This window comes from Shewanella sp. Choline-02u-19 (assembly GCF_002836205.1).
Classification (GTDB): domain Bacteria; phylum Pseudomonadota; class Gammaproteobacteria; order Enterobacterales; family Shewanellaceae; genus Shewanella.
Genome location: NZ_PJBE01000013.1, coordinates 553,805 through 579,757, shown reverse-complemented (window position 1 = coordinate 579,757; position 25,953 = coordinate 553,805). Strand labels below are relative to the sequence as shown.

24 protein-coding genes are annotated in these 25,953 nt (G+C 41.2%); 3 read left to right on the top strand and 21 right to left on the bottom strand.

Annotation, left to right across the window (positions count from 1 at the left end; all coding sequences use genetic code 11):
• Positions 1-4: 4 nt before the first annotated feature.
• From CXF83_RS09235 to rfaH, 11 genes are all read right to left on the bottom strand, one after another.
• A complete protein-coding gene (locus tag CXF83_RS09235; protein WP_101089191.1) occupies positions 5-973 on the bottom strand; it encodes a hypothetical protein in 969 nt (322 codons plus the stop codon).
• Positions 973-1,656 (bottom strand): SDR family NAD(P)-dependent oxidoreductase, encoded by a 684-nt coding sequence (locus CXF83_RS09230; RefSeq protein WP_101097997.1) that lies wholly within the window; start codon positions 1,654-1,656, stop codon positions 973-975. The genes CXF83_RS09235 and CXF83_RS09230 overlap by 1 nt, the downstream gene beginning before the upstream one ends.
• A 47-nt stretch (positions 1,657-1,703) precedes the next feature.
• Positions 1,704-2,102, bottom strand: a complete 399-nt coding sequence (locus CXF83_RS09225) for a sugar 3,4-ketoisomerase (RefSeq protein ID WP_101092177.1) — start codon at positions 2,100-2,102, stop codon at positions 1,704-1,706.
• Entirely contained in the window at positions 2,099-2,971 is an 873-nt protein-coding gene (rfbA, locus tag CXF83_RS09220) for a glucose-1-phosphate thymidylyltransferase RfbA (protein ID WP_101092178.1), read from the bottom strand. The genes CXF83_RS09225 and rfbA overlap by 4 nt, the downstream gene beginning before the upstream one ends.
• A 1-nt stretch (position 2,972) precedes the next feature.
• Positions 2,973-4,019: a dTDP-glucose 4,6-dehydratase gene (gene rfbB / locus CXF83_RS09215; RefSeq protein WP_101092179.1), complete on the bottom strand. Its 1,047-nt coding sequence runs from the start codon at positions 4,017-4,019 to the stop codon at positions 2,973-2,975.
• Positions 4,020-4,033: 14 nt separating this feature from the next.
• Positions 4,034-4,456, bottom strand: a complete 423-nt coding sequence (locus CXF83_RS09210) for an acyltransferase (protein WP_232775081.1) — start codon at positions 4,454-4,456, stop codon at positions 4,034-4,036.
• 181 nt (positions 4,457-4,637) lie between these two features.
• Positions 4,638-5,885 carry an O-antigen translocase gene (locus CXF83_RS09205; RefSeq protein WP_101092181.1) on the bottom strand — a complete coding sequence of 416 codons (1,248 nt, stop codon included), beginning with the start codon at positions 5,883-5,885 and terminating at the stop codon, positions 4,638-4,640.
• A 730-nt stretch (positions 5,886-6,615) separates the two neighbouring features.
• A complete protein-coding gene (locus tag CXF83_RS09200) occupies positions 6,616-7,578 on the bottom strand; it encodes a Wzz/FepE/Etk N-terminal domain-containing protein (RefSeq protein WP_101092182.1) in 963 nt (320 codons plus the stop codon).
• Between the two features lie 167 nt (positions 7,579-7,745).
• Entirely contained in the window at positions 7,746-8,102 is a 357-nt protein-coding gene (locus CXF83_RS09195) for a four helix bundle protein (protein ID WP_101092183.1), read from the bottom strand.
• A 129-nt stretch (positions 8,103-8,231) separates the two neighbouring features.
• The gene (locus CXF83_RS09190) at positions 8,232-10,979 is read right to left on the bottom strand and encodes an SLBB domain-containing protein (RefSeq protein ID WP_101092184.1); all 2,748 of its coding nucleotides are present in this window, start codon (positions 10,977-10,979) and stop codon (positions 8,232-8,234) included.
• A gap of 1,025 nt (positions 10,980-12,004) precedes the next feature.
• Positions 12,005-12,535, bottom strand: a complete 531-nt coding sequence (rfaH, locus tag CXF83_RS09185) for a transcription/translation regulatory transformer protein RfaH (protein ID WP_101092185.1) — start codon at positions 12,533-12,535, stop codon at positions 12,005-12,007.
• Positions 12,536-12,966: 431 nt separating this feature from the next.
• Between rfaH and CXF83_RS09180 the strand changes: the two genes are divergently transcribed.
• Positions 12,967-14,472, top strand: a complete 1,506-nt coding sequence (locus CXF83_RS09180; protein WP_101092186.1) for a peptide MFS transporter — start codon at positions 12,967-12,969, stop codon at positions 14,470-14,472.
• A gap of 671 nt (positions 14,473-15,143) precedes the next feature.
• Here CXF83_RS09180 and CXF83_RS09175 read toward each other — a convergent pair.
• The 4 genes from CXF83_RS09175 to CXF83_RS09160 form a co-directional block, all read right to left on the bottom strand.
• Positions 15,144-15,494, bottom strand: coding sequence for a four helix bundle protein (locus CXF83_RS09175; RefSeq protein ID WP_101092187.1), 351 nt, complete (start codon positions 15,492-15,494; stop codon positions 15,144-15,146).
• A 46-nt stretch (positions 15,495-15,540) separates the two neighbouring features.
• On the bottom strand, positions 15,541-15,780 hold the full coding sequence (locus tag CXF83_RS22820) for a hypothetical protein (protein ID WP_101092188.1): 240 nt from the start codon (positions 15,778-15,780) through the stop codon (positions 15,541-15,543).
• A gap of 237 nt (positions 15,781-16,017) precedes the next feature.
• Positions 16,018-17,124 (bottom strand): response regulator, encoded by a 1,107-nt coding sequence (locus tag CXF83_RS09165; protein WP_101092189.1) that lies wholly within the window; start codon positions 17,122-17,124, stop codon positions 16,018-16,020.
• Positions 17,125-17,225: 101 nt separating this feature from the next.
• Positions 17,226-17,990 carry an MlaA family lipoprotein gene (locus CXF83_RS09160; protein ID WP_101092190.1) on the bottom strand — a complete coding sequence of 255 codons (765 nt, stop codon included), beginning with the start codon at positions 17,988-17,990 and terminating at the stop codon, positions 17,226-17,228.
• Between the two features lie 235 nt (positions 17,991-18,225).
• Between CXF83_RS09160 and CXF83_RS09155 the strand changes: the two genes are divergently transcribed.
• Together CXF83_RS09155 and CXF83_RS09150 are read left to right on the top strand one after the other, a co-directional pair.
• Positions 18,226-19,872, top strand: coding sequence for a hypothetical protein (locus CXF83_RS09155; protein ID WP_101097996.1), 1,647 nt, complete (start codon positions 18,226-18,228; stop codon positions 19,870-19,872).
• Between the two features lie 31 nt (positions 19,873-19,903).
• Positions 19,904-20,212: an EscU/YscU/HrcU family type III secretion system export apparatus switch protein gene (locus tag CXF83_RS09150; protein WP_101092192.1), complete on the top strand. Its 309-nt coding sequence runs from the start codon at positions 19,904-19,906 to the stop codon at positions 20,210-20,212.
• Between the two features lie 491 nt (positions 20,213-20,703).
• Here the strand turns inward: CXF83_RS09150 and CXF83_RS09145 are convergent, their stop codons facing one another.
• The 6 genes from CXF83_RS09145 to CXF83_RS09120 form a co-directional block, all read right to left on the bottom strand.
• Positions 20,704-21,120, bottom strand: coding sequence for a DUF2802 domain-containing protein (locus CXF83_RS09145; RefSeq protein ID WP_180961017.1), 417 nt, complete (start codon positions 21,118-21,120; stop codon positions 20,704-20,706).
• Between the two features lie 488 nt (positions 21,121-21,608).
• Positions 21,609-22,100: a chemotaxis protein CheW gene (locus CXF83_RS09140; protein WP_101092194.1), complete on the bottom strand. Its 492-nt coding sequence runs from the start codon at positions 22,098-22,100 to the stop codon at positions 21,609-21,611.
• 185 nt (positions 22,101-22,285) lie between these two features.
• The gene (locus CXF83_RS09135; RefSeq protein ID WP_101092195.1) at positions 22,286-23,200 is read right to left on the bottom strand and encodes a chemotaxis protein CheW; all 915 of its coding nucleotides are present in this window, start codon (positions 23,198-23,200) and stop codon (positions 22,286-22,288) included.
• Positions 23,184-23,975 carry a ParA family protein gene (locus CXF83_RS09130; protein ID WP_101092196.1) on the bottom strand — a complete coding sequence of 264 codons (792 nt, stop codon included), beginning with the start codon at positions 23,973-23,975 and terminating at the stop codon, positions 23,184-23,186. Before CXF83_RS09130 ends, CXF83_RS09135 begins: the two co-directional genes overlap by 17 nt.
• A 64-nt stretch (positions 23,976-24,039) precedes the next feature.
• Entirely contained in the window at positions 24,040-24,744 is a 705-nt protein-coding gene (locus CXF83_RS09125) for a hypothetical protein (protein ID WP_101092197.1), read from the bottom strand.
• Positions 24,737-25,885 (bottom strand): protein-glutamate methylesterase/protein-glutamine glutaminase, encoded by a 1,149-nt coding sequence (locus tag CXF83_RS09120; protein ID WP_101092198.1) that lies wholly within the window; start codon positions 25,883-25,885, stop codon positions 24,737-24,739. Before CXF83_RS09120 ends, CXF83_RS09125 begins: the two co-directional genes overlap by 8 nt.
• Positions 25,886-25,953: the final 68 nt, after the last annotated feature.

Below are 25,953 nucleotides of genomic sequence, written 5' to 3'. Positions count from 1 at the left end.
TATGCTAATTAGAAAATGATAATATATGCCCAGCTTGCCCAAATTTAAAACCTAATGTCTCATAGGTATGAATAACAGCTCTGTTTGTCGATGCCGGATGAAAATATACGTAATCTGTGCCTTGTTCTTTCAGGTGATGGGTCATTTCAATAATTAGTTTCTTGTACCAACCTTTACAAGTTGTATTAGAAACAGCAGACAGTACCATTTGAGATGCATTGCAACCTAAATCTTCCCAACTACCTTTCAAATAATTTGCACTAACAAAAGCATCCGGTTGAGTGCTTTTTTCATTTGGAACTAATACAACATCAGCAAAACCTTTAATTGATTCTTCTACATAAGTCGCTAAAAACTTATCTGCTAAATTATTATCAATGGCGGGATCAGCATGTACACGGTCATATTCATTAACCATCATGCTAGCTACACGCTTTAAGTTAGGGATGTCATTTTGAGTCGCTTCGCGAACGTCAAAACGCTCACTTGTAAAGTTAGATATATTGGCACCATAGTAAGTTAACCTAGTTTCAATTAATTTAAATTTTGCTAAGGTTAATGCCTGTAATACTAGGATGTCTTCGCTAGGTATGAACGTAAAGCAGTATTGCCCATGTTCTTTAAAGAAAGATTTTTGAAAAAAAATAATAGCTGCTGCTAATAAATTAACATCACCATGGTCAAATAATATAGCTTGCAGTTTAAAAGTGGGCAGTTGAAAATATTCACTATCCCACTTTAGCTCTTTAACGATAAAGTAATGTATCTCATCTTCCACAATTATTTTTAAAAGTAAACTTTCGTTACTTTCCAACTCAGAGAACAAAGGTTCAAAGACTGTTTTATTCAAAAGTGTCGATGCATCCACATTTCTCAAAAAATTACACTGAGAATAAAAAAACATTTTATCTTTACGTTTTTCAAAAATAGCTTTTGCGTTGCTAATGTCTTCTACTTTATTGTTAACATTCATTATACAAGACCTGCAGACAAATCAATCGAAGTACCATTTAAATAATCTGTATCAATTATGTATTTAACTGTACTTAAAATATCTTTTGGTTGACCGAAACTTTTACTTGGAATTGAATTTAGAATTGCAGGATGAAATTTTTCCGGTACTTCACTGATCATACCAATATCAAAATATCCTAAATTGATATTATTGATAGTTATGCCTTTGGTAGCATTTTCAATGGCAATACTTTTAGCCAAGCCCGACAGTGCAGATTTTGAGGCTGCATATGCACTTGTTCCTGCTACCCCTTTTTGACCAACTACGGATGAAAAATTGATAATTCTACCGTAACCGTTTTCTCTCATTAAGGGTAAAGCACAGTGAATAGCATTAAATGTCCCAATTAGATTGACATTAATCACATTTTTCCATGCGTCTAAATCAGCTTTATGTGCTAAAGCTGAATAATTTATACCTGCACAATTAATTAAGATATTAGTGCCTGTCTCATCATGATTATTAGCGAGCCAATTTCCAACACTTTCAGGGTTGGTGATATCAACTTTTGATAACTGATCAGTAAATTTTGAATCTGGCACTGAGTTATTATATGTACCAACAACATTTAAACCTTCATTAGAAAAATGTTCAAATAGAAACTTACCTATGCCACGAGCCGCGCCGGTGATATAAATCATAATTATCCTTAAATTTTTTATAAATTAGCTATATTGAGTCTAAATGACTATTTTGCTAGTTGAATAAACTCGTCGTAGTTACGAATGTAATCACTCTCTTCGTAGCAGTCACTTGCTAATACAAGTAAAACACAATCATGACTGAAGTCATGCATTTCATGCCATTGCATCTTATCTATGAGTATTCCTTTAGTCTGATTATTCATTACGACTTCTTGCTTTTGAACACCGTCATCCATAATAAACTTGCAGCGACCAGTAATACAAATAGCAACCTGTTTTAATTGTTTATGAGCATGAAACCCTCTAGCAACACCAGAATCTGTTCCCGATATATAATACACTCGCTTGATATCAAAGGGGATATCTTTATGAGCTTCCAAAGCTACCAACCCACCACGTTTATCACCAAGCGATTTAAAGTCAATAATATTAATTAGACTCATACATTCTCCTTAACCATTTCAGCTAAGTAACAGCCATAGCTATTTTTCATCATAGGCTTTGCCAACTCTCTTATTTTAGAAGCTGTTAACCAACCATTATTGAATGCAATTTCTTCTAAACAGGCAATTTTATAACCTTGACGACGTTCTATGGTTTCCACAAACATTGCAGAATCTAATAGTGTTTCATGAGTTCCTGTATCTAACCAAGCAAAGCCACGACCGAGCAACTCCACATTAAGCAAGCCTTTATCCAAATAGGCTTGATTGATACTCGTAATTTCTAATTCACCACGTTCAGATGGTTTAACCTGTTTGGCAATTTCAACAACATCATTATCGTAGAAATAAAGCCCTGTTACTGCATAATTTGATTTGGGCTTTACTGGTTTTTCTTCGATTGAAAGAGCTTTCATATTTTCATCAAAATCTACCACTCCAAATCTTTCAGGATCTTGTACTTGATAACCAAAAACCGTGGCACCACTTTTTTTAGATGCAGCATTTTGTAACATAGGAGAAAAACCTTGCCCCCAAAACAAATTATCACCTAATACTAAGCAAACAGAATCATTACCAATAAACTCTTCACCAATAATAAAGGCTTGCGCTAAACCATCTGGACTTGCTTGAATCTTATAACTTAGGCTTATTCCAAAATCACTCCCATCACCTAATAGACGAATAAATCCATCTAAGTCATCAGTTGTAGTAATGATTAATATATCTTTAATACCTGCAAGCATAAGTACCGATAATGGATAATAGATCATCGGTTTGTCATAAACAGGTAATAGCTGTTTTGATACACCTTTTGTAATTGGATACAGTCGAGTTCCTGAACCACCAGCCAAAACAATACCTTTCATATTAAGCTCCTAAACGTTCACGTTGATAAGAGCCATCTTGCACCCGATGGCACCACTGACTGTTTTCTAAATACCATTCCACTGTTTTTCTTAAACCTGTTTCAAATGTTTCAGTAGGTACCCAACCAAGCTCTCGCTCAATTTTACTTGCATCGATAGCATAACGAATATCATGACCAGGTCTATCAGTCACAAAAGTAATTAACTCTTTGTAATCTGTTTCTTTGGGTACCAACTCATTTAAAATATTACAAAGTGTTTCAACAACCTCGATATTCTGCTTTTCGTTATGACCACCTATATTATAGGTTTCACCAACTTTTCCTTCTGTCACAACTTTATATAATGCGCGAGCATGATCTTCTACGTATAACCAATCTCGAATTTGATCACCTTTGCCATATATTGGTAAAGGCTTGCCTTCTAATGCATTTAAGATAACTAATGGGATCAATTTTTCAGGAAAATGGTAGGGTCCGTAATTGTTTGAACAATTTGTTATAATGGTTGGCAAACCATAAGTTCGCAGCCAAGCTCTGACCAAATGGTCACTCGACGCCTTAGAGGCTGAATAGGGGCTACTTGGCGCATAAGATGTTGTTTCTGTAAATAGGTCTGTTGTTCCCTTTAAATCACCATACACCTCATCTGTTGAGATATGATGAAAACGGAAAGCTAATTTTGCTTCCTCACCTAATACCAGCCAATATTGACGAGTTGCTTCAAGTAAAGTGTATGTGCCGACAATATTAGTTTCGATAAACGCTGCTGGGCCATCAATCGAGCGATCAACATGAGACTCTGCAGCTAAATGCATTATTGCATCAGGTTTATGGTCTTTTAAAACCCTGTCAAGCTCAGAACGATTGCAAATATCAACTTCTTCGAAAGAATAACGAGCTGAATTAGATATGTCTAATAATGATTCCAAATTGCCTGCATATGTCAGTTTGTCTACATTGACCACTGAGCATTTTGTATACTTTATGAGATGACGAATAACTGCAGAACCAATAAAACCCGCACCACCTGTAATTAATATTTTCATATATCTAACTTATCTCAATATTTAAGCATTGTAATAGTATTATTTGTGGCACATGAAACCACGCTATCTCTAGGGATTTCTCCTGAAATAACACACCCGGCCCCAATAACTGAATTATCACCTATTATACTGCCTTTTAAAACAGTCACATTCGCCCCTATAAATACATTATTACCAATAAGAACCGCCTTGCTTTTAGCTTCGGCTGGTATAAGTCTTTTAGTAGGATCTAATGAATGAAAGTTACTATCAAAGCACATAAAGTTGGGTCCAATTAAGGTGTTATCACCTATCGTAATTGTACTAGTATTAGCAATAATAGCTGCATTGTTATTAATACTTACATCAGAGCCTATTTTTATAGCTGAACAGTGTTTATTCGCAGCCATATAAAACTCACCTGTATTGAGAAATGGGGATGTGCGTATTCCTAACATTACAGATTTCCCAAGTTCAATTCTCCCAAAACCAGCTATTCTCGTTTTTTGTGTCAATAAAGGTAACGTTTGAAAGGTAAGCCTAACTGGCATTAATCTTGTGCGAATGTAGAGAAAATAAAACGTAAATAATTTTCGTTTATAAAGAGATAATCGGTTAATTATTTTAAATATCATAATTTTAATAAAGAATGTTCCTACGAGTGAAATATAACATAAATAGCAAGTGCCCCATATAATTTACGACATAAGCATATGACATACCAACTAAGCCATAATTATTAACAAAGTAAACCGATAAACAACAAAAAGTAACAGAAAAGAAAATCTCACTAAAAATAGTAAGCTTAACAGCCCCCCGTGCAATTAGCAGAAACCCACTTAACCAGGAAGCAACTTTAACCACATCACCAATAAGTTGCCATTTAAAAAGCTCAATCATTGGTTTGAAATCATCAGTGAATAGTAACCAGATAATAAATTCACGTAATAAGTAAATAGTAAAAGATAAAACAATCACAATTGGAATAATAATTAAATATCCATTTTTAAGTTCTGTTCTCAACTCAACTTTTGACGTTATCTCCGATAAGCGTGGTAAATAGTAGGTAGATAAAGCAGTCGTCACAACCATCAAGTACATTGAGGATATATACCACATAGACTGCCAATAACCCGCAGCATCCCAAGATAAGTTTTCGCCAATGTAATCACGAATAAATAAGAGTGAAACAGGCACGGTACATGCAGATGTTAATGCGATTGCCGAGTATGAAAGTAACTTTTTACCTTGCTCATTATCGAACTTTTGCTTAAAGTTTTTTATTATAATTAATTTATGTTTACGCAACCGCCATAGCACTGTAATAAAAATTATTGATTGATTTGTTACCAATGCAATCAATGCCCCGTCCAATCCATATAAGGCAACTAATAGTGTCGTGAAAATTAATGCGTAAATACTTTGTGATATGTTAATTGCAATGAAAGTTCTTATTTCTTTTAAACCATTCAATATTGATAGCAGCAATTGATTAATTGTAAAGAAAATAATCGTAAAACCAAAAGTAATGAACACATAACTATATTCATCTGTTTTTAATGTATATTCAGAAATATACTTAGAACCGAAAATCAAAAAAAGACCAACACCCACAGAGCAACACAATACTATTCTTGCAGCTGTACTCCATAGCTTTGGAAGAAGATCACTTTTAACGCCATATTGTGCAGTGTATTTTGTTACACCTGTATTTATCCCGCCCTGAGCTACTGTCATCGCTATTTGTGAGCTATTTTGAAATTGACCGATTAAAGCAATACCTGATGGTCCGATATATATAGAAACAGCTTTATTTATAACTAAGCCTGCTAGTACCTTAATTGCAGTTGCGATGAATGTTAAAAAAGATGTTTTGAGTAAATTCATATTTTATATTCTATTTTATTTTATTTTATTTTAAATATCTTTGAATAAATCGTTGAAAAATAAAGACTCTAGATATTTAGTTCTCATTCACTCCAGCTTTTTAGTTAATCTACTATATGTATTAGGTGTAAATATTATATCCTTGTAAAATTAAATGGTTAGTCCCCTGACTCAACCCTCCTTTATATTGGAGAGGAAATACTAAAAGGAGTTATATCTCTGTAAAAGCTCTAGCCCGTCAAAGATAAGTACATTTCAACACCTTAATATATAAATTAAACGATCGCATATACTAAATGTATAAGTAATAATTACTCATTATCCTTGACTGCCACTTCTGCTGCCAACCCGATTACTGGGCCATAGCAACCAACAGATACATCTTTTAATACTCTACCATCATGCACCATTTGCGGGGCGATTAACGCATTTTCCTAAAAGCACTTCACCTTTCGGGTTATAAACAACGAGATCAATAGAGACTAATGGTGTATTTTTGATAATCGTTTTGAAGGTATTAAAAGGTAACATTACTTTTATTCTTATTAGTTATGACTACAGCAAACCCTAATTGAGCTTTACTACTTTTACATCTTAGCCTATCGAACCCAGCTCAGACACTGTTTATCCCTTTTTAGATAGCGACCTGCCGCTATCTCATATAAACCCCAGGTTTCGCTGTTTTCTGCTTCTTTGTTTTCTTTAGGCAGTCCCAATAGGCTCTTCTTTTCTAATCTTCTTTTTTAACAAAATGTCTTATTAGCACTAGCATTACCGCTAGCATGCCCCCGAGCAATGTACCTAAGACACAAATCAGCGCGCGTTTTGGCCCCGCTTTTTCTTCGGGGACCAGTGCTGGGTCGATTGTTTTAAATACATATTCATCACGGACTTCTGCAAACATAATTGTTTTTGCTTGTTCTTCGATGAGTTTATAAAGAATTGAACGAATATCTGCGACGTTAGTGAGTGCTATTTGCTTATTTAAAAACTCACTACTCCGATTTGCTTCCGCTACATCCCGCTCTTTCATCACTTTATTAATATCTTCAACTAACCAGCTCACCCACTGTTGTGCGATAGCGGGTGATAAATGCTCTACTGAGACCGTAACCATCCCGGTCTCTTTTACAGAGTTAACAGAAATCACTTTAGTGAAGACTTTATATGCCTCTTGCATTGAAGGTTCTGGCTTAAAAGGTGCTTTTACTTCACGAACCCATGACTTTTTACTGACGTCATATAATTCATCATCGTATATTAATCTGTTTTCTTGCATGTTCCATTTATCAACGGCCATTAGAGCAGGTAAAATATTGTGCTTTTGGATAAATTGACTAGTAAATTGGCGTGACTTCATGACCTCTATCGCCATTTGAGTTTTATCAACTCCGCCTCCACGGCCAAGATTAATACCGGCCATACTTGCAAGGCCGCCAAATTGGCCCGCTAACGCACTTAATCCCCCGCCCTGTTCTTCACTTGCTGGTGCTAGCAACGCTTCTGACTTATAGGTATTAGGCTGCATAAGGGCAAAGATTACTGAGCCAATGGCAAAAACGGCAGTGATGGCGATGATTAACCATTTGCCTTGCCAGATGACAGAGAACAGTTCGCGAAGGTCGATTTCGTCGTCGCTTGTAGTTTGAGAAAAGGGTTGATCTTGTGTGTACTTATTCATTTCATTGGACATTTAAAACTTATCTCATTATTTAAGTTTTTGAATACGGTTGACGGAACGTTCGCAAGCTCACTTACAGAACACTTCGTTTACGGTTCTAAGCTAAGATCTGAACGCTGCGCTACGGTTTACGGAACGCTTTGCTCACAGAACACTTCGTTTACGGTTACAGCGTCAAGCTAAGATGATTGATTGCGTACTTTTATACTTTTAATCAATCCCGCTAACATAGCTGATACTCTCTCAGATTTTTCTAATAGCTCATCAACAAAGTCCGATTCAAAGTAACCTATATCTTTACCTATCATGGCCTGTGTCATCAATTCAGCAAGTGATGCTTTAGCAATGTACAAAAAATGTACTTGCTCTTTTAGTCCCTGTCGCTCTATTCCCTCCGCTATGTTCGAAGGAACAGATAAACCAGAACGCGTTATTTGATCTTTGAAGCCCCAATCTCGCAGTTCTTTTGTTTCTAAATAAATAGAACATGAAAGTTGATAGCTAAGTTGCCAGACTTCTAACTTTTGAAATTTCATAACCATCCTTGGTTTTTAAATAACGAACGTTACACTTACTGCTAACAGAACGTTCGTAAGCTCACTCACGGAACGCTTCACTTACGGAAAGAACCTAAAAGTCAGTAAGCGTCAGCGTTCGTCCTGACTTTATAAATTAGCGACTGTGGCGAATGCTACTGCTGTGTTGTATATGATGCTGGTGACTTGGGTCCAAAGCGTTAGGCTGTCTTTGTATTCAGTATCTAACGGTACGATAATAGTATCGCCTGGTTGCAGGCTTGATTCGCTGCTGAACCACATTGAATGACTTGGAAGCATTACTGAACCGTCGGCTTTAATGACATACGTTCTGTCATCATCCGCACGTTCTCTAGCACCACCCGACATAGCAAGATATTGGTCGATGGTTTGGCCGTCTTTGAATCGATGCGTAGCTGCGTGCTGGACTTCACCCATAACCGAAACAGTCTGCTTAGTCGATGGGATGTATAGAACATCTTTATCTTCCAATTGCAGGTCTGCTTGCTCAATGCCTACGGATACAGCAGAGAGATCAACCACTAAACGACCCACTGCTTTAATGGTTTCGAGATCGGTTAACATTAACTGCGCATCGCTGTAATTTACAACGTTACCGTCTTTAGAAACACCACGAGTAGCGATATCACGACGTAATTGGTCAGCAAGCTTTTTAATTTCTAATTGCTCTTGTTGACGCACAGACTCGCGGACAAATACTGATGAAGGTAGGTATGCATATGAAGTAAATCCACCGGCACGATTTAGTACATCAGCTAACGTCTCACCGCGGCGGATATTGTAAGTGCCTGGGAACTTAACTTCTCCACGTATTTCAACTGACTTATTTTCTTGCCAATCAGGGGTTGTCATTACCGTTAAGATATCGCGGCCTTTCAGCAACACATTTTGTTGTGCGTCGCCCTGCAGGGCAAGATCAAGTGCTATATTCTTGTGGTTAATAGAGGAACCATCAGCAGTAGTGAACGTGCTTGTGAGTTCAGCGCGTATTGTATAAGCCCCCTCTTCTAGGCCTCCGGCAGCATTAACTAAGTCTTGAACTCGCGCATTAATGGCAAGAGGATAAATACCTGGGTTATTCACTTTACCGTTGATGGCCACAGCCTGAACACCTGTACCGGCTCGACCTTGGTTATTAAGCTTCATGATCACTGGATAAAGCAATTCACTGCGATTCATCACACTGCTGAGCTTGATTAAATCTCTATCTTCAAACAGGTTGACCAACATCTTGTTGACCTCACCTTTGATTGCGGTGTTTTCGTTTTCTTCAGCTTTACTGTTGATTGCGATACCGCCTAACTCTGAACGGTCGGCAAATTTCTGTTGATTCAGTTGAGAGAAACCCGCTTTAAACAAATCGTTGCCAATAAGTGAGTCACCCGCTAACGATTGTACTTTCTTAACCCGTTCTTTAACTAACTTATTCAGTTCATAGCGGTTCTGAGTCATATCGCTGAAGTTAAAAAAGATGACCTTGTCACGCGGTCGAAGCATTAGGTCTTGAGATGCGACCTTGCCGTTAATCGCTTTAGAGGGCGAGAACTGATAGACTTGAATATCACCCTGCTTATTCATTTCGCGCACTATAATAGCGTACTCTAAATCAGCTGAAACCGTTAAATCGCCCCAAATAGATGGGACTAAGTCACTGACCTTTTGTCCTTCAAACCACTGATACTTTCCAGGTCTGACAACTGCACCGACAACGGTGAGTGCGTCTTCATATTGTGATGCTGCACTTTTCACACGTATTACATCACCTGCAATAGCTGGAGTCGCTTTGCCTTTTTTAGAGGTAAGATCGACATTAACGATGGTTCTAAGGCTATTAGTATTAAATCGCTCTACACTGCTACGTTTTGGATAAGCGCCAGGTTTAATACCCGCCGACATCTCAATAACCTGCGCCATTGTTTCGTGCTTTTTAAGCTCGTAAATAGCCGGACGTCGAACTTCGCCAGTAACGCTGACTAATCCGCCTACCGATGGAATAAATACCACATCACCAGAGCGCAAGCGCATGTCACCAGAGGCATCACCTCGAAGCAACAGGTCGTACAAATCCATGCTGCCGACCAGCTTACCAGCACGTTTTACTTGAATATTACGTAGCGAACCGATTTCATTAACACCACCTGCGACAAATAAGGCTTGAGTAATGGTCGATAGGCTCGAGACCGTATACGAACCCGGCTTATAAGCATCACCTGCAACAAAAATGCGAATGGAGCGAAGTTCGCCCATGGTGATATTTGATTGAATACCAATCATCTGCTTTTTAATGCGTTGGGATAGGGTTTTTCGTAACTGGCTAAAGTTTAATCCGGTTACAGTGATAGGCCCTAGTTCAGGGAATTGTATTACCCCTTCTCTGTTAATGACTAGGTCATATTCCTTGTTATCTTTACCATAAAGCTGAACTTTGATGTTATCGCCTGGACCAACAAGATATTCACTCGGGACTGGCACATCTGATACTGGCGCAAAAGTCGTCGGCTCGCCTGCAAAGAGATCATAACCAAATCGTTTTAGTTCGTTTTTAGCAGCTTCATCTTCAAAAGTAAGTTCTTTGTTTTTATCTTCTTCGTCTGTAGCTCTATTACCCTTACTACGTCCATCACCACGCGGATTTACCAACTGAGGGTTTTCTAACTGTTGTTGGGCAGAGGCTGAGCCTCCTAACATCGATGGACTAATACCATATTGCTTAGCAAGACGTTGTTGTTCTGATGCTGGCAGAGTTTTAAATTGCTCTATCATTTGCGGAGATGGCATTGCCGCTTGTACTTGACCGCTTAAAAGCAGCAAAGCACTTGCGCCAGCTATAATAATTTTTTTGGTTTTATGTAACACCGCGATTAATCTCCGAAGAAAGCAAAAATAATGAAAAAGTCAGCAATCGCTGACTAGCCAGGCCAATTTATAGTAACCCGATGTAATAGAACAAGTGGCCTTGCGACTCAATGGCTGAGCTAACTGACAAAGCTAACGTATAAAGTGTTTAAAGTCGAAAAATCATATTGCTCATTCTTAATGTTCAAGTTTAGTGTTCAAGCCAATAACTGAGCGCACCCGATGTTGAATTTCTTAGGGGAACGCATAAAAAATAACACCGAAATGTAGGATTTTAGGGGTTTTAGACACGCTACCGCCCATGGATTACGGCTTCCAACATGCCCATCCGCGATGCGGACATTCCCAATTCACTGACAAAAACACTTAGCAACTTACGTAAAAACTAAATTAACACTTAAGCAAGTCGCTAAATAAATTTAGAAAAAATAAAAGTTAGGATTTTGTAAAATATCTCTACTCAATCTGTTTTCCCGTTTTTCTAAATTAACTTATTGCTCTCTACCCTTTTACACAACAAATACTAACCCTAGCGTTTAATATTTTTTTACAACTCGGCCACAAAGCTGAATAACACCTCAGAATTGCCTAAGGTCAACAATACCAGCTGTAAATTTTCGTAAATACTATACAGCAATGAAAAGAGTTGAGCAGCAACTCTAAGAACCTGCATTCGCCAAGTGCTCAAACATTCCGCTACCCACGCCATTAAAACTTGCAGTGCTATGTACTGCAACCATGGTCTTGCGTTAAAGATATTGCCTTAGATATCACTCACCACATGACGAATCGCATAAGCGGCACATGTTCGACCGATACATAGCGTCATTCCACTTTGCTTTACAGGTCAAAATATAGTCTCGTACTATAACGCAGGCTTCTTTGTCGCTAGTAACACATAAGTTGTACTTATCGAAGCGCTATAGCCAATCTCCTACAAAAAAAATCGTATTTCACGCACAGAGTTCACACCGCCACTTATGATACAAATATATTCAGTTTGTTATGCTTTTTACTTAAAGATATCAATCTAGACGGGTAACATCAGCTTTATCGACAGCAACCCTTTGTTGCTTGCCCATAATGTCGAAGAGTACAAAACAGCGCTTTTCACCATTTTTCTCTTCGAAAACACCCTCGAGTTCAGCGAAAGGCCCATCGACAAACTTCACTTTATCGCCACATTCAATAGCAGCTTCCGCTGTATTTTGCTGTTCTGAGTCGGTGTTTGGTAGTAACTCGTTTAACCAGCAATGTTCGCGCAGTTTAATGGCTTGAATGATACCGTCATCAACAGCTGTCATCAATTCTTTACAGCCGATGATACGAATAACGCCTCTGGTGCTATGTATACGCGCAACGCTGGTGATTTTAGGATCAAAATGGACAAAGAGATAACTAGGGAACATAGAGACACGACGAACAGTTACTATTCCTTTATGTAACTTTTCTTCAGGGTAGGTAGGGATATAGGTTTCAATTTCTTGAAGTGCTAGATTCTGCTGCGCTCGAACTTCGCCTCGAGGCTTACAATACAACAGGTACCAAGCTTTCATTAAAACCTCTCCAATATTAAACTTAACAATAGTGAACTCCATTCACGGCGAGAGATTCTAGCAAAAACCACTGTCACAATGAAAGTAAATTCTATCTGTTTTTCCAATACTGGTCTCAAGTCTAGCAAGATATAAATGCATTCGCTTTGAGTGGTTATTATCTCAGCAGTCACTTCCTTAAAATTGACTTAAGGCCCCTTAAAAGGGTATATAAGGTGGGCTTTATCGCATTTGGCGCTATTTTTAGCTTCAAATAATAAAAATTAGAATATAAGCCCGTAACAGTGCGATCAAATACGTTACATATAGATGCTGAAGATAACATTTACAGCGAATATATCTCACGCATTAGGTTAAGCTAATTTAAGCAAAACTATTTCTGTGGTTTTTATTAACCCACAGGTAATCACAAGCTGAAGGTGGAAGAACAAATGAGCGGAATAAAACCCCAGGGGACGATGCTTGGGCATCCGAAGGGACTGTTCCTGTTGTTTACAACAGAATTATGGGAACGATTTAGTTATTACGCGATGCGCGCCATTTTGGTGTTATATCTTGTAGATAAAGTACAAGGCGAAGGCGGTCACGGTTTAGGTTGGACGAGTGCAGATGCCCTCTCTCTTTACGGTACTTTTACTGGTTTAGTCTATTTCACTCCTCTTATCGGTGGCTGGTTAGCGGATAATGTGCTTGGTCAACGTAAATCTATCTATATTGGTGGCGCCTTAATGGCCATCGGTCAATTTACTCTAGCTTTCCCCCATAGTTGGATTCCTGGTTCAGAAACTATGGCCTTTTATATAGGTCTAGGCACACTGATTATAGGTAACGGACTATTTAAGCCAAATATCTCTACCATGGTTGGCGATCTCTATAAAGAAGGCGATCATCGTCGTGATGGTGCATTCACTATCTTTTATATGGGTATCAACGTGGGTGCTGCACTCGCGGGCTTTGTTGTTGCTTGGGCTTATACTTCATTTGGTCAAACAGTCATATTTGAAGGACAAGAAGTCTTCATTAACAACTGGCAAGCAGGTTTCTTCTGCGCTGGTGTAGGTATGATTTTCTCTTTGATTATCCAGTACATATTTGCTCAGAAACTGCTTGGTGATATCGGTCGCTACCCTGCTGCTAAAGTTGATAAAGAAAAGTCAGCGGCAAGCGGTATTGTGCGAAAAGAACCATTAACCAAAATTGAACGTGATCGCATTAAGGTGATTATGGTCATGGGTCTGTTCACCATCATTTTCTGGGCGGGTTTCGAACAAGCCGGTGGTCTACTTAACCTATTCACTAACGAATTTACCGACCGATCAATTGGTAGCTTTGAAGTACCAACGACTTGGTTCCAGTCTCTGAATGCTATTTTCATCGTTGTTTTTGCCCCAGTAATTGCTTCTATCTGGATCCGCTTGGGTAAGAACGAGCCTAACTCTCCGGTTAAGTTTGCCCTTGGCTTAGTTCTACTTGCTGTCGGTTTCCTATTTATGATGGGTGCTGTTATGGAAATGGACGGTAGTGCTGATGTTAAGTCAAGCATGTGGTGGTTAGTCGGTGCTTACTTCTTCCATACAATGGGTGAACTATGTTTGTCTCCTATTGGTCTGTCTATGGTGACTAAGCTTGCTCCATTGCGTATTGCTTCGTTACTTATGGGTGCATGGTTTCTCTTTATTGCAGCGGCCAATAAGATTGGTGGTATTGTTGGTTCATTCATCGGCCACGATGGTACTAAAGAAGAACAATTGGCTAACGCCATGGGGATCTTTGCTGGTATAGCAATCACTGCAACAGTTTCTGGCATCATCCTTTACTTCATGGCTGATAAACTTGTTAATTGGATGCACGGCGCTGAAGGCCATGCTGACACTGAAGAAGAAATTCTTGAGCAAGAGATTGCCGTTACTGCAGAGCATGAAGCTATCAAGAGATAGTTAAAAGCCGGATAAGTGTCGAATGAGCTGAGAGCCGGATAAGTGCCGGTTTAAGCTAAGACGGTTAGAAGCCGAGTTAAAGCCGGATGAGCTAAGACGGTTAAAGCCGAGCTAGAGCCGGAAAAGCTAGAAAACAGCAAAGCCAGAAGAGTTTATCTTCTGGCTTTTTGTTTGGGTAAAGAAAATCCGATTGTAAGATGAGAGAAGGTTAAAAGCCGGTTTGGAGCCGAATGAGCTGAGAGTCGGATAAGTGCCGGTTTAAGCTGAGAAGGTTTAGAGCCGGTTTGGAGCCGGATGAGCTGAGAGTCGGATAAGTGCCGGTTTAAGCTGAGATGGTAAGCAGAGACGGTTAGAAGCCGAGTTAAAGTCAAAATCGATTAAGAGATGGTTTAGAGCCGGATGAGCTGAGAAAGTGACAAGCCGATTTAAGCTGAGACGGAAAGAGCGAAGGTCCTGGGAGCCGAAGAGTGCTGAGATGGTAAGCAGAGACGGTTAGAAGCAGAGTTATAGTCGAAAATCGATTAAATGCCGGTTTAGGGCCGGATGAGCTGAGATGGTAAAAGACGGTTTGGAGTCGGTTAAAAGCCGAGTTAAAGCCGAGATAAAAGCCGGTTAGAGCTGGATAGAACTGAGATGAAGTAAGGTTTGATAAAATATTTGAGGTTTTTTGGTTAAGTGAGTAATCTTTTCTTTGTGCGAATAAGGGCGGCTGTCATCATTATTATACTTTCTGTTTCTCTGATTAATTGAACACCTGAATTAGATTCAAGATAGCCGATTTTAATTCCTATTGTTAATTGGGTGATAACTTCAGCAGCTGAAGCCTTTGATATGTATAGAAAACGGATCTGCTCTTTTATTGACTCCCTTTCTATTCCTTCTGCAATATTGGAAGGGATTGATAATCCCGCTCTGGTTATTTGATCCTTAAAGCCGAAATCTCGTGTGTCTTTCGTTAACTCATAAATCGAACAACTGAGCGCACACGATCGCTCCCAAATTTCTAACTTCTTAAATTTCATATTATTCATCCTTGAATACCCATTCCTTATTTTAATCTCAGCTTATTCAGCTCGTAACCTTCTCAGCCTGTATCGTCTCAGCCTGTATCGTCTCAGCCTGTATCGTCTCAGCCTGTATCGTCTCAGCCTGTATCGTCTCAGCCTGTATCGTCTCAGCCTGTATCGTCTCAGCCTGTATCGTCTCAGCTTGAATCGTCTCAGCCTGTATCGTCTTAGCACTATCCGGCTCCAAACCGGCTCTCAAGTCTCTGCTCGAACCGTCTTTAAACCTGCTCTTAACCGGCATTTATCCGGCTTCTAACCGTCCTAGCTTATCCGGCTCGTAACCTTCTCAGCTTGAATCGTCTCAGCCTGTATCGTCTCAGCCTGTATGGTCTCAGCCTGTATCGTCTCAGCCTGTATCGTCTTAGCCCTATCCGGTTCAAACCGGCTCTCAAGTCTCTGCTCGAACCGTCTCTAAACCGGCTCTTAATCGGTATTTATCCGGCATTTATCCGGCTTCTAACCGTCCTAGCTTTCGACCTCAAGACGCCGAAAGCTGAATATAACCGCCTGGGGGGGTGTTGGTGTCATGGATAAGGCCGTGGAATTGGTCGTTCAGCAGTTGTCGTTTGTGTTCACTGACGTTGGTAGATATACACAATTGCTCACCTGGCATCAGGGTTCGAAACTGAATGGAGGGGTTTCCCCAGTTTACCATGCCAAGTTGCAGTGTTTCGGCTAATGCCAGTGGCGACAACCCTTCACTGTTTCGCAGATAACAACGAAACTCTGCGCCAGCTTGGGCTATTGCAACACGGTAATTACTGAGATTGATCACCACGTAAGTCATATCAACGTAAATATCTAAACCGGATTTTAGCATGCGATCATTGAGATAACTTAGCATATTGAAAGGCTCTGCTATCACTGTCGACAATTTGTTCTGATAGCGCTTAAGCTTATGATTGACAAAACTCTTTAGCAAAACACTTGCAAAGGCTGCACGATTATCGTGAGGCTGAAAATGTGCCATATACATCATGATATGGCTATCGTCTAACATGGCAGTATCGATAAAATGGGCACTGACTTCGTTAGTATTAAACAGACTATAATCTATGGCTGCTTTACTGTACTCGATTCGACTTGGCGGGAAGAGTTGTTGCTGTACGCTTTTAGCCGCTTCCTCGCTTTGCTCTAACAGCTCAAGGTTCTGATTTAACTCCATGTAAGACAGCGATTCCAATTCATCAATTTGTAATGACTCCTCCAATGAGCCATTTAAACACTCTTGAATCGCATTTTCGATGAGGTACAGATCCGCTACAGGTTTTACCAGATAATCACTGGCGCCGTTTCTGAGTGCATCAACCACATTAGACATTGCTTGATTGCCAGAAATGATAATAGAGGGGGTACCTGGACGGTATTTATTCATGGCCTTTAGCATTTCTAAGCCGCCAAGGTTTGGCATGCTCAAATCAGCGAGTACAACATCGAAATCTTGTTTTTTAAAACAATTTAACCCTAGTTCGCCATCATCTGCTTCGATAATAATGGCACCTCGGCTCTCTAAAAAAGCCGTAACAATTTTGCGGAAGACGGGATCGTCCTCCACGAACAGAATAGTTAGTTCTTTTAGCGCCATTTGCTGCCCTTAACTCACAACAGCGTAAACTCACATCCTTGTTTGTATGTTTCCGCTTTATGTCGGCTCACTTTTCTATTCATGACCGACAATATAATTATTTACTCAAGTTCCTGCATGTATTCATCAAGTAGATCGTCGTCATCTTCATTTTGAGGAATATCGCCATCATATACTTTGTAATCCATATGCTGAAAATATGCATCCTTGACAAAAATATATGGATCGAGCGCATTATCAACCAATCTCTCCTGATCGATTGCAGATGCCCTTTGGTGCAGGCTTTTAAGACCCCACTTTAGCACTGTCTGCCAAAATGTTAGCTCTGATAAAGGAAAGTATAGATCATCAACCCAATCAGATGCGAGTTCTCTTGTAACATAGGGACCTATAAAAGGCGCCATGAAATAGGGACCGTTAGGAACGCCGTAATAACCTAGCACTTCGTTGAAGTTATCTTGCTTACGTGTCATGCCCATCATTTCAGCAACATCTACCACGCCTAATAAGCCTAAAGTGGTGTTGACGGTAAAACGACCACCTGCATTTGCGGCCCAGCCCCACTTGCCTTGCAACGTATTATTGACAATACTGCTTGGCTCCTCGAGGTTAAGCACGAAATTATTAATGCCACTTTTAACCGGGCGCGGCACATAGTCGTTATAACCATGCGCGACTGGCCGATAAAAATATCGATCCAGATACAAATAGTTGAGATCCCACATGGCTCGGTTAAACCCCTCAATAGGGTCTCGCGGGTCATTGTAGGTGACTGTTACTTCATTACCTTCCGTGGTGTTATCTTCTGCAGCTATGGTAGAAAATCCAACTATCGCCAGAGAAAGCACAATCCATTTACACTTCATAATTGTCTCTTTGAAAAAGGGGCTAAATTTCTTACTGCGACTGTTCGACTAAAGTCTTTTCAGTTTGCTGCCGATACAGTGATAAGACCGCATCATTAAGCTATATCTAACGTTATTAACGATAAATATTATGATTGCCCGAGTAAGACGGCATAGGATACTCAGTACAGCCGCGAGGTCAAACATAATATTGTGATAATACATATCGATTTATTGGCTAAAACAGGACCGACTTTTGGAAAACGTTGTTAACTCAGTTTCAGCTGCTGTAAAAGGGGATAAGGCGTCCATAAATGTGCCGTTATCAGCCAGTTCAACTTCGCTTATTCCTGTCACTGCGACAATGAGCAAAAATGGTACGCTGCTGCAATTTTCAGGACAAACACATACCGTCATACTGGAAACGCCGCATGCTGCACAACTGCTGACTAAAGCGCATTCTTTCCTACTTAATATAGTGCAGCAAAATACGCTTGCCACTAATGCGACCCAGATGCAGTTGCTTACCATAGGTCAATCTCTCTATTTTCCTATGCCTAAGGCGATGTTAGCACTCGCAAACCGAAATAATATTTCTGAACGAAAGCTACTCAATCTTGGCAGAAAAGCTGAGGGGTACTTGTTACCGAATGCCAAAAACCAAGGGACTGAACTGCAGTTTAATAATGGACCCAATCTAACGCTGCTGATGCTAGCCTCGCTACCCGATGGTGAGTACTCCGTCGCCATCAAAACGAAAGAGCAGCAACTGTTACTCAAACTGTCGCCTATTCAAGCTAAGCTCCCCATCAGTTTTGACGGTCAACTTAAGCATAATAACCTGCAGCAAAATGCACACGACTTGGCTCAATCCACAGTGCAAACAGGTAAAGCTAAAACCAATGTTAACTATGAATATCAACAGCTATTCAAACAACTTGAAAATACCCCATTACCCAGAACACTTGCCTCATCACCATTAGAGTCAAAAAGCTCAGCAAGCTCATTGGCTGTGAGTCATAGCAAAAACCAGCCCAATATCCAGAGTCCGTCCACCAATCAAAACCACAACCTTTATTTGGCGTCAGCATTAGCAAAAGCGGGCGGATTGCCAAGAGCATCCGTTAAGCACTGCTCGCCGCTAACAAGCTTGGCAAGTTCACTGTTTAAATTAATACCAAAACTGACCCCTGAATCAATACCATTGTTAAGTGAGCCCAAAAGGCTACAACAAGCACTGTTGAGCCTCACTAAACTCAACGTTGACCCTGCCACATGGAATACGGCACCTACCACCCATATCAGCAGCTTAAGTTTACTGTGCCAGCTTATGCTCGGCCATGCAGCCATAAACCAAGGGTTAAGCCCCGCATTGCAAGACAGGCTGGCGTTATTACAAGCCCAACTTGGACTTTCACCGCAGCTATTGTCATTACTTGAAGCAACGAGCACCCATACCTCTTTGGCAAGTTTACTCAACAACCTAAATCTATATCAGCAGCAATCTGGCACACTCGACGGTGTTAACCATTGGTACTTTGCCTTGCCCTACTCCATCAATCATTATCAAGAGCAGTTTGAAGGCCATTTTGAGCAGGTAGAGGATCAATCTAAACGCAGCGATAAATGGACACTTAGACTCAAATTTAACTTGTCTGGCGGCCCCTTATTGATCACAGCCACTGCGCATGCTGCTGAAACAACAGACCATCAGTTACGCTTATCGGTCGATTTCGCCAGTGATAGTGAGACACTGTTAAACAAAGTAAAATTACTCAGCCCAAGTCTTAGCTGTAAAGTAGAGCAGTTAGGAATATCAATTAGCAGCGTAAACACCCACAAGCAATCGGTACCTGCCACTTTACTTCCAGGTGAGCACTACCTAGTTAAAGTGAAAGTGTAATTATGGCAATAGAAAATTAAAAAGGTGTTAGATGAGTAACCATGAACAGCCAACCAAAGCCGTTGCATTAAAATACGATAAAGGCTCAGCTCCAACGGTATCCGCTATAGCTGAAGATGCATTAGCGCAAGAGATGATTGCTTTGGCTGAAGAAGCTGGCGTTTATATTCATCAAGATGAACACTTATGTGATTTTCTACACAAGCTGGAAGTGGGTGATGCGATCCCTAAAGAGCTCTACTTGCTTATCGCAGAGCTGATCGCGTTTGCTTATGTGCTTGATGGCAAATTTCCAGAGAAATGGAACAACATGCATCAGAAAATAATGGAAGAGGTTTAAAGCTAAGACGGTAAAGTCTTAGACGAACGGCCGATGGCCTTACGGCACGCGACTTTGTCACTACGGCACGCTTCGCTTACGGTAAAAACTAGCAAAGACGGTAAAGTCTTAGATGAACGGCCTATGGCCTCACGGCACGCGACTCCGTCACTACGGAACGCTTCGCTTACAGTAAAAACGAGCAAAGACGGTAAAGTCTTAGATGAACGGCCGATGGCCTTACGGCACGCGACTTCGTCACTACGGAACGCTTCGCTTACGGTAAAAACTAGAAAAGAGCAAAGCGACGGTATAAATGCCGACCTTCTCAGATTGTTCGGCTTTTCCCCTGCTCTTAATCGGCTCTTAATCGGCTCTTAACCGGCTTTAATCAGCTTAAACCGTCTCAGTTTATTCGGCTCTAACCCGGCTTTTAACCGATTCTCACCGTCTTAGCTCTACCGGCCCTTAATCGACCTTTAATCAGCTCTAACCCGGCTTTTAATCAGCTTTTACCGACTCTTACTGTTCTTTCCATGCAAATGGATCAGCAATTCGGCTTCCGCTTTTGGTAGCTCACACTCTTGGATCAGCTCGTCAATTCCAGCGCCAAGACTGACCATTTTCATCGCCCGGGAATACAATCGGGTTTGTGGATCTTGTTGATTGGCTTCGTCAAGTTTGACATCTTGCTGTTGCAGCTTCTTTTCCAGCTCTAGCACTCTGCGACCCACGCCAATAGTGCCACTTCTGAGCTCTTGAAGTTCTCGCTTAACCGCTTCTCTTTGCTTATCGCCATCTTTAACCAATAAGGTTAACGCCTCGACTTTTGTGCGCAGCTTTTCCGCCTGTTTTTGTAAAAACAGGCCGAGCAAGATACAGGTAACGACAAATAATATCGCAGCAGCAATAAGCAGTTCAGTTGTGATCATTAATGGCTCTTTTATTAAAAGGGATTAAAATCTAAGACGAACGCTTCGCATACGGATAACGGAACGCGACTGCGTCACTACGTAACGCTTCGCTTACGGAAAAAGCAGAAAAGCTTAAAACAAAATACAGCTAAGCTCCAGCAAACTTCTTCCATCTCTACTTCATCGTCTTAGTTTGTACTGGCTTTTCCATCTCAGCTTATACCGTCTCAGCCCGAACCGTCTTTAAACCGGCTCTTAACCGATCATCGTCTCAGCACTATCGGCTTTTATTCGGCTCTTTACCGGCTTTCAAGTCTCAGCTCGAACCGTCTTTAAATCGGCTTTTAACCGTCTCTAAACCGGCTTTTATTCGGCTTTCAACCGTCTCTTTACCGGCTTTCAAGTCTCAGCTCGAACCGTCTCTAAACCGGCTTTTATTCGGCTTTTTACCGGCTTTCAGGCCTCAGATCGAACCGTCTCAGCCCGAACCGTCTTTTACTTCATTAAATCTCTGTCAATTCCATCCACTCTTCATCTGACAGTAGCTTATCTAAATCAACTAAGATTAATAGCTCGTTCTCACGATTGCTCACGCCTTGGATAAACTTAGTACTCTCTTCAGTACCCACATTTGGTGCATTATCAATCTCTGAACGGCGAAGATAAACAACTTCTGCAACGCTATCGACCAAAATGCCAATAACTTGCTTTTCAGCTTCGATAATCACAATACGAGTAGCATCATTAACGTCTGCCGAGGCGAGACCAAAACGTGAACGCGTATCGATAACTGTCACTACATTACCACGTAGATTAATGATCCCGAGGACATAGAGCGGTGCACCTGGAACGGGAGCTATGTCGGTATAACGCAGCACTTCTTGTACCTGCATTACATTGATGCCATAAGTTTCGTTATCTAACTTAAAAGTCACCCATTGTAATACTGCATCGTCATTACTGCCTGCTACAGCTGCACTATTTGAACTTTTCATAATCGCCTCAATCAATAGCACTATGACTATCTATTTAAATTTCAGAATAAGCATATCTTTCTATGCACTTCAAACCAATCAATTTAATATCGAAATATTACCGACCTAACCCTTTTATCGGCCTTTGGTCGTATTTCTAAACTGGCATTTTAAAATAATGCCAGCCTACGCTATTTATCTTCAAACTAGCCTTGGCTACCGAGACCTGAATCTAGCATCGCGACCAAAGCTTCTACATTTAAAATGCCACACATTTGCTCTTTAACCACGCCCGCAAGCCAAGGTCTTTTCCCTGCTTGGCTGCGCCAATTAACTTGAGACTTATGAATTTTCACGGTATTGACCAGTGATTCACACGTTAAGCCCCAGTTGCTGTCTTGCAGTACCACGATGTATTTATAGGCAACATTTTGCGCTAATGTTTGATCATACTTTTCAGGCATCACCCAAACACAGGTATCCACTATATTAAGTTGTGCTTCCCGATATTGCTGTACGCCTAAATACCAATGAGGTCGGCCCATCAAATGATTAATACGTTCAATATTGACTATCCCGCCTAAACTCACTAACGGTACCGCTAATGTCAGCCCGGCAACTTTAAAAAATAGCACCTGGAACTCATCATCTAATTGTTCAATCAAGTCTGTAGTGATACTGGCCGCCACTGACGGCGCTGCAGCATGCTTAACTTTTTTGAGATCAATGCTTTCTGCTAATGGGTTGAGGGCTGTTTGTTCTGGTAACGCAGGCTTTTGCGGCTGAAGTATTGTTGCTTGAGCTGAATTAACGATTGTATCTTGATGACTAAGTTCAAGCTTTGGTTCAAATTCAGGTTTTGGCTCTATCTTGAGTTCTAATGCCGACACTGGTGCTAATAACTGAGCTAGCGCTTGCTGATTGATACGTGCTTCAACCTCTACAGGAGCAAACTCTTTACTCTGCGCCGCAGTGTCATTTTGTCGCAGCCGACTTGGCTCAGCACGCAAATGGGAACTGTCTACACTGCTGGTGTCTGTGGCTGCGTCATCAACCGTTGGAGCATCATTAAGCAGTAAAGCGAAATAATCACATACCGCGTCATCAACCATTTTTGACATGGGAAAAATCCTTCGCGAGCAAATAATCAAGTAATCGCTCGTAAGCTTTAACGCCACGGCTGCGCGGTGCATAATGTGAAGCAGGTAAATGACTCAAGCTTGCATCTCTAAATTTAGTGTCTACGGGAATAACATCATCCCAAAGATTGTCATGGTAATCTTGATTCAATTGCAACAACGCTGCGGTACTTGCGCGGGTGCGTTTATCAAACATGGTTGGCACGATGGAATAGCTATATTGGACTTTTTTAGATCGCCCCATAAGGATCATGGTTTTAACCATGCGATCAAGTCCCTTAATCGCTAGATATTCGGTTTGCACTGGCACGATAATATGCTGACTGGCCGCTAAAGCATTCACCATCAACACACCTAACACTGGCGGGCAGTCGATTAATACCACATCATATTGGTCGTCTAACAGCGCGAGAGCCTTCGTTAAAATCAGCCCCATGCCCTCTTGATGACCCAAGCTCCTATCTAAGGTCGCTAATGCCATCGTTGACGGAATTAAGTCGAGTCCAGCAACATTTGTAGGCACAATATAATTGCCTATATTTTGTTTGGTTAAACTTTTATTTGCTAAGAACAGATCGTATAAGGAACAAGGGATCTCCTCACTATCAATCCCTAAATAGTAACCTAAAGAGGCATGCGGATCGGTGTCGACCATCAATACGCGCTTACCTCTTTTGGTAAATACGCCAGCTAAACTAGCAACAGTCGTTGTTTTACCAACGCCGCCTTTCTGGTTTGCTATGGTCCAAATTTTCAAAATGATCCTTATGATGGGTCAGCCATCGCCTTAAGAGGTACTTTAACTCGCACTTAACCGACTGTTACTCTTCTAGCGCTCGAGTTGTGATCCTGATCCCACCATGAGGGAGACTTATCAGTTTCACCCCATCTTCAGCGATGGTTACCCTCTTCGCTTTTACAGGAAGAGTCAGTTGCGGCTCATCAAGTATCACCTCAGCGCCTTTACTATCGGCATCTATTATCGCTAACGGCGGGGTTTCCCCCTTAATATCAACTGCGACTCGGTCTTTGGTAATATTTGTCGCAATCTTGTCGCTATCACTCGCTCGTTCATCGATAGTATTAGCGGTAACCTCTTGGCTTATTTGTTTAGCAATATTCACAGCGCCGAGTTCTGTTGTTGCTGTATTGATCGTGATAGCGCCATTATCTGGTGCAACACTTTCCAAACGAGCGACACTTTCGGCACTACCATCACCTAGCGGCATGGTCGTTATCTCGCCCTTGCGGGCTCGCTCAGCATATGACTGCACAAAAACGGGATTATTCGCCATCCATTGAGCCATAACTTCGGCTTGTTCATCTGGCACCATAAACAAAATTTGACTGTTTTTTAATTCTGTAACTTCACCAACGAGCAACTGATGTTTATATCTGAGTTCCAAATAAAGCGAACCCAAGGTAAATACAGCGATACTGAGTAAAAAGATCAGCAACAATGACACTGTATTAACTGCGCCTTTGATACTTTTTTTACCCCGTAAATGCTGTAATTGACTAGCCATGGAACGTCTCTCTTAGTATCGATTCCGCCATTTGGTCGATGCTAATGGACTTTGTTGAGATACCGCTATTCGTCACAGCCTGAGGCATGCCGTAAACCACACAACTTGCTTCATCTTGCGCCCAGATATTGGCACCTGCTGTTTTCAGCATGCGTGCCCCTTCTCGCCCATCTGCGCCCATGCCCGTTAATACCACTGCTAGCACATCGCCACCAAACACCTTAGATGCTGAGGCGAAGGTTATATCAACGCTGGGCTTGTAATTCATTTCAGGCTTACCAGCCAGCACTTTAATGCGGCCAAAACTGCCACCACGTTCAAGCATCATCTGCATACCGCCTGGCGCCAAATAGGCACAACCCGCACGCAGTTGATCGCCGTTTTGAGCCTCTTTGACCTCGATCTTACATAGGCTATTGAGGCGGGTTGCAAAAGTCGGTGTAAACGCCGCGGGCATATGTTGAATAAGGATGATCGGGTACGGATAGTTTGCCGGCAGTTGGATTAACACTTTTTGAAGTGCAACGGGTCCGCCGGTTGAGGTGCCGATAAGCAACGCTTTGTATTTCTTGCCACTGGCACGCGCAACGACCGTTGAACGGCTACTTGCCCGTTCAGCTACCACTGGTGATGGCGATGAAGCACTCGCTATAATTCCTGAGCGCATAGGCGCTAGCGGTTGCGCCGTGCTAGTGCGTGTTCTTGTAGTAACAGTTTGTGGCCTCACTGCGGGTCTGAATAAACGACGACGCCCTAAGGTTTTAATCCGCTGCTGTAATAATGCAATTGCATCATCTTTATTGGTTGCGATGTCTTCAAAACGCTTGGGGAGAAAGTCGAGCGCTCCCGCTTCAAGTGCATCTAATGTCGCTTTAGCGCCGTCGTGAGTTAATGATGAAAACATCAAAATGGGGACAGGGCGATTGGCCATAATCTGCTTAACGGCAGTGATCCCATCCATGACTGGCATCTCAATATCCATTGTTATCACATGTGGATTAAGCTCGGCAGCGAGTTTAACGGCTTCTGCGCCATTGACTGCGGTACCCACGACTTCAAGCTCTGGATCTTGACTGACTATCTCACTAACGCGTCGTCGAAAAAAACTCGAATCGTCGACAACTAGTACTTTAATGCCCATTTAAATTCCTATAACGCATGGGGTTACTGCTTTGCCACTATACAAAAAGGAATAAGTGAAAGTAGACT

Bases quoted from the DNA above. Each gene is read 5' to 3' on its own strand.
- CXF83_RS09235 (WP_101089191.1), bottom strand. From the start codon at position 973: ATGAATGTTAACAATAAAGTAGAAGACATTAGCAACGCAAAAGCTATT.
- CXF83_RS09230 (WP_101097997.1), bottom strand. From the start codon at position 1,656: ATGATTTATATCACCGGCGCGGCTCGTGGCATAGGTAAGTTTCTATTT.
- CXF83_RS09225 (WP_101092177.1), bottom strand. From the start codon at position 2,102: ATGAGTCTAATTAATATTATTGACTTTAAATCGCTTGGTGATAAACGT.
- rfbA (WP_101092178.1), bottom strand. From the start codon at position 2,971: ATGAAAGGTATTGTTTTGGCTGGTGGTTCAGGAACTCGACTGTATCCA.
- rfbB (WP_101092179.1), bottom strand. From the start codon at position 4,019: ATGAAAATATTAATTACAGGTGGTGCGGGTTTTATTGGTTCTGCAGTT.
- CXF83_RS09210 (WP_232775081.1), bottom strand. From the start codon at position 4,456: ATGTTAGGAATACGCACATCCCCATTTCTCAATACAGGTGAGTTTTAT.
- CXF83_RS09205 (WP_101092181.1), bottom strand. From the start codon at position 5,885: ATGAATTTACTCAAAACATCTTTTTTAACATTCATCGCAACTGCAATT.
- CXF83_RS09200 (WP_101092182.1), bottom strand. From the start codon at position 7,578: ATGTCCAATGAAATGAATAAGTACACACAAGATCAACCCTTTTCTCAA.
- CXF83_RS09195 (WP_101092183.1), bottom strand. From the start codon at position 8,102: ATGAAATTTCAAAAGTTAGAAGTCTGGCAACTTAGCTATCAACTTTCA.
- rfaH (WP_101092185.1), bottom strand. From the start codon at position 12,535: ATGAAAGCTTGGTACCTGTTGTATTGTAAGCCTCGAGGCGAAGTTCGA.
- CXF83_RS09180 (WP_101092186.1), top strand. From the start codon at position 12,967: ATGAGCGGAATAAAACCCCAGGGGACGATGCTTGGGCATCCGAAGGGA.
- CXF83_RS09175 (WP_101092187.1), bottom strand. From the start codon at position 15,494: ATGAAATTTAAGAAGTTAGAAATTTGGGAGCGATCGTGTGCGCTCAGT.
- CXF83_RS22820 (WP_101092188.1), bottom strand. From the start codon at position 15,780: ATGCCGGTTAAGAGCAGGTTTAAAGACGGTTCGAGCAGAGACTTGAGA.
- CXF83_RS09165 (WP_101092189.1), bottom strand. From the start codon at position 17,124: ATGGCGCTAAAAGAACTAACTATTCTGTTCGTGGAGGACGATCCCGTC.
- CXF83_RS09160 (WP_101092190.1), bottom strand. From the start codon at position 17,990: ATGAAGTGTAAATGGATTGTGCTTTCTCTGGCGATAGTTGGATTTTCT.
- CXF83_RS09150 (WP_101092192.1), top strand. From the start codon at position 19,904: ATGAGTAACCATGAACAGCCAACCAAAGCCGTTGCATTAAAATACGAT.
- CXF83_RS09140 (WP_101092194.1), bottom strand. From the start codon at position 22,100: ATGAAAAGTTCAAATAGTGCAGCTGTAGCAGGCAGTAATGACGATGCA.
- CXF83_RS09135 (WP_101092195.1), bottom strand. From the start codon at position 23,200: ATGTCAAAAATGGTTGATGACGCGGTATGTGATTATTTCGCTTTACTG.
- CXF83_RS09125 (WP_101092197.1), bottom strand. From the start codon at position 24,744: ATGGCTAGTCAATTACAGCATTTACGGGGTAAAAAAAGTATCAAAGGC.
- CXF83_RS09120 (WP_101092198.1), bottom strand. From the start codon at position 25,885: ATGGGCATTAAAGTACTAGTTGTCGACGATTCGAGTTTTTTTCGACGA.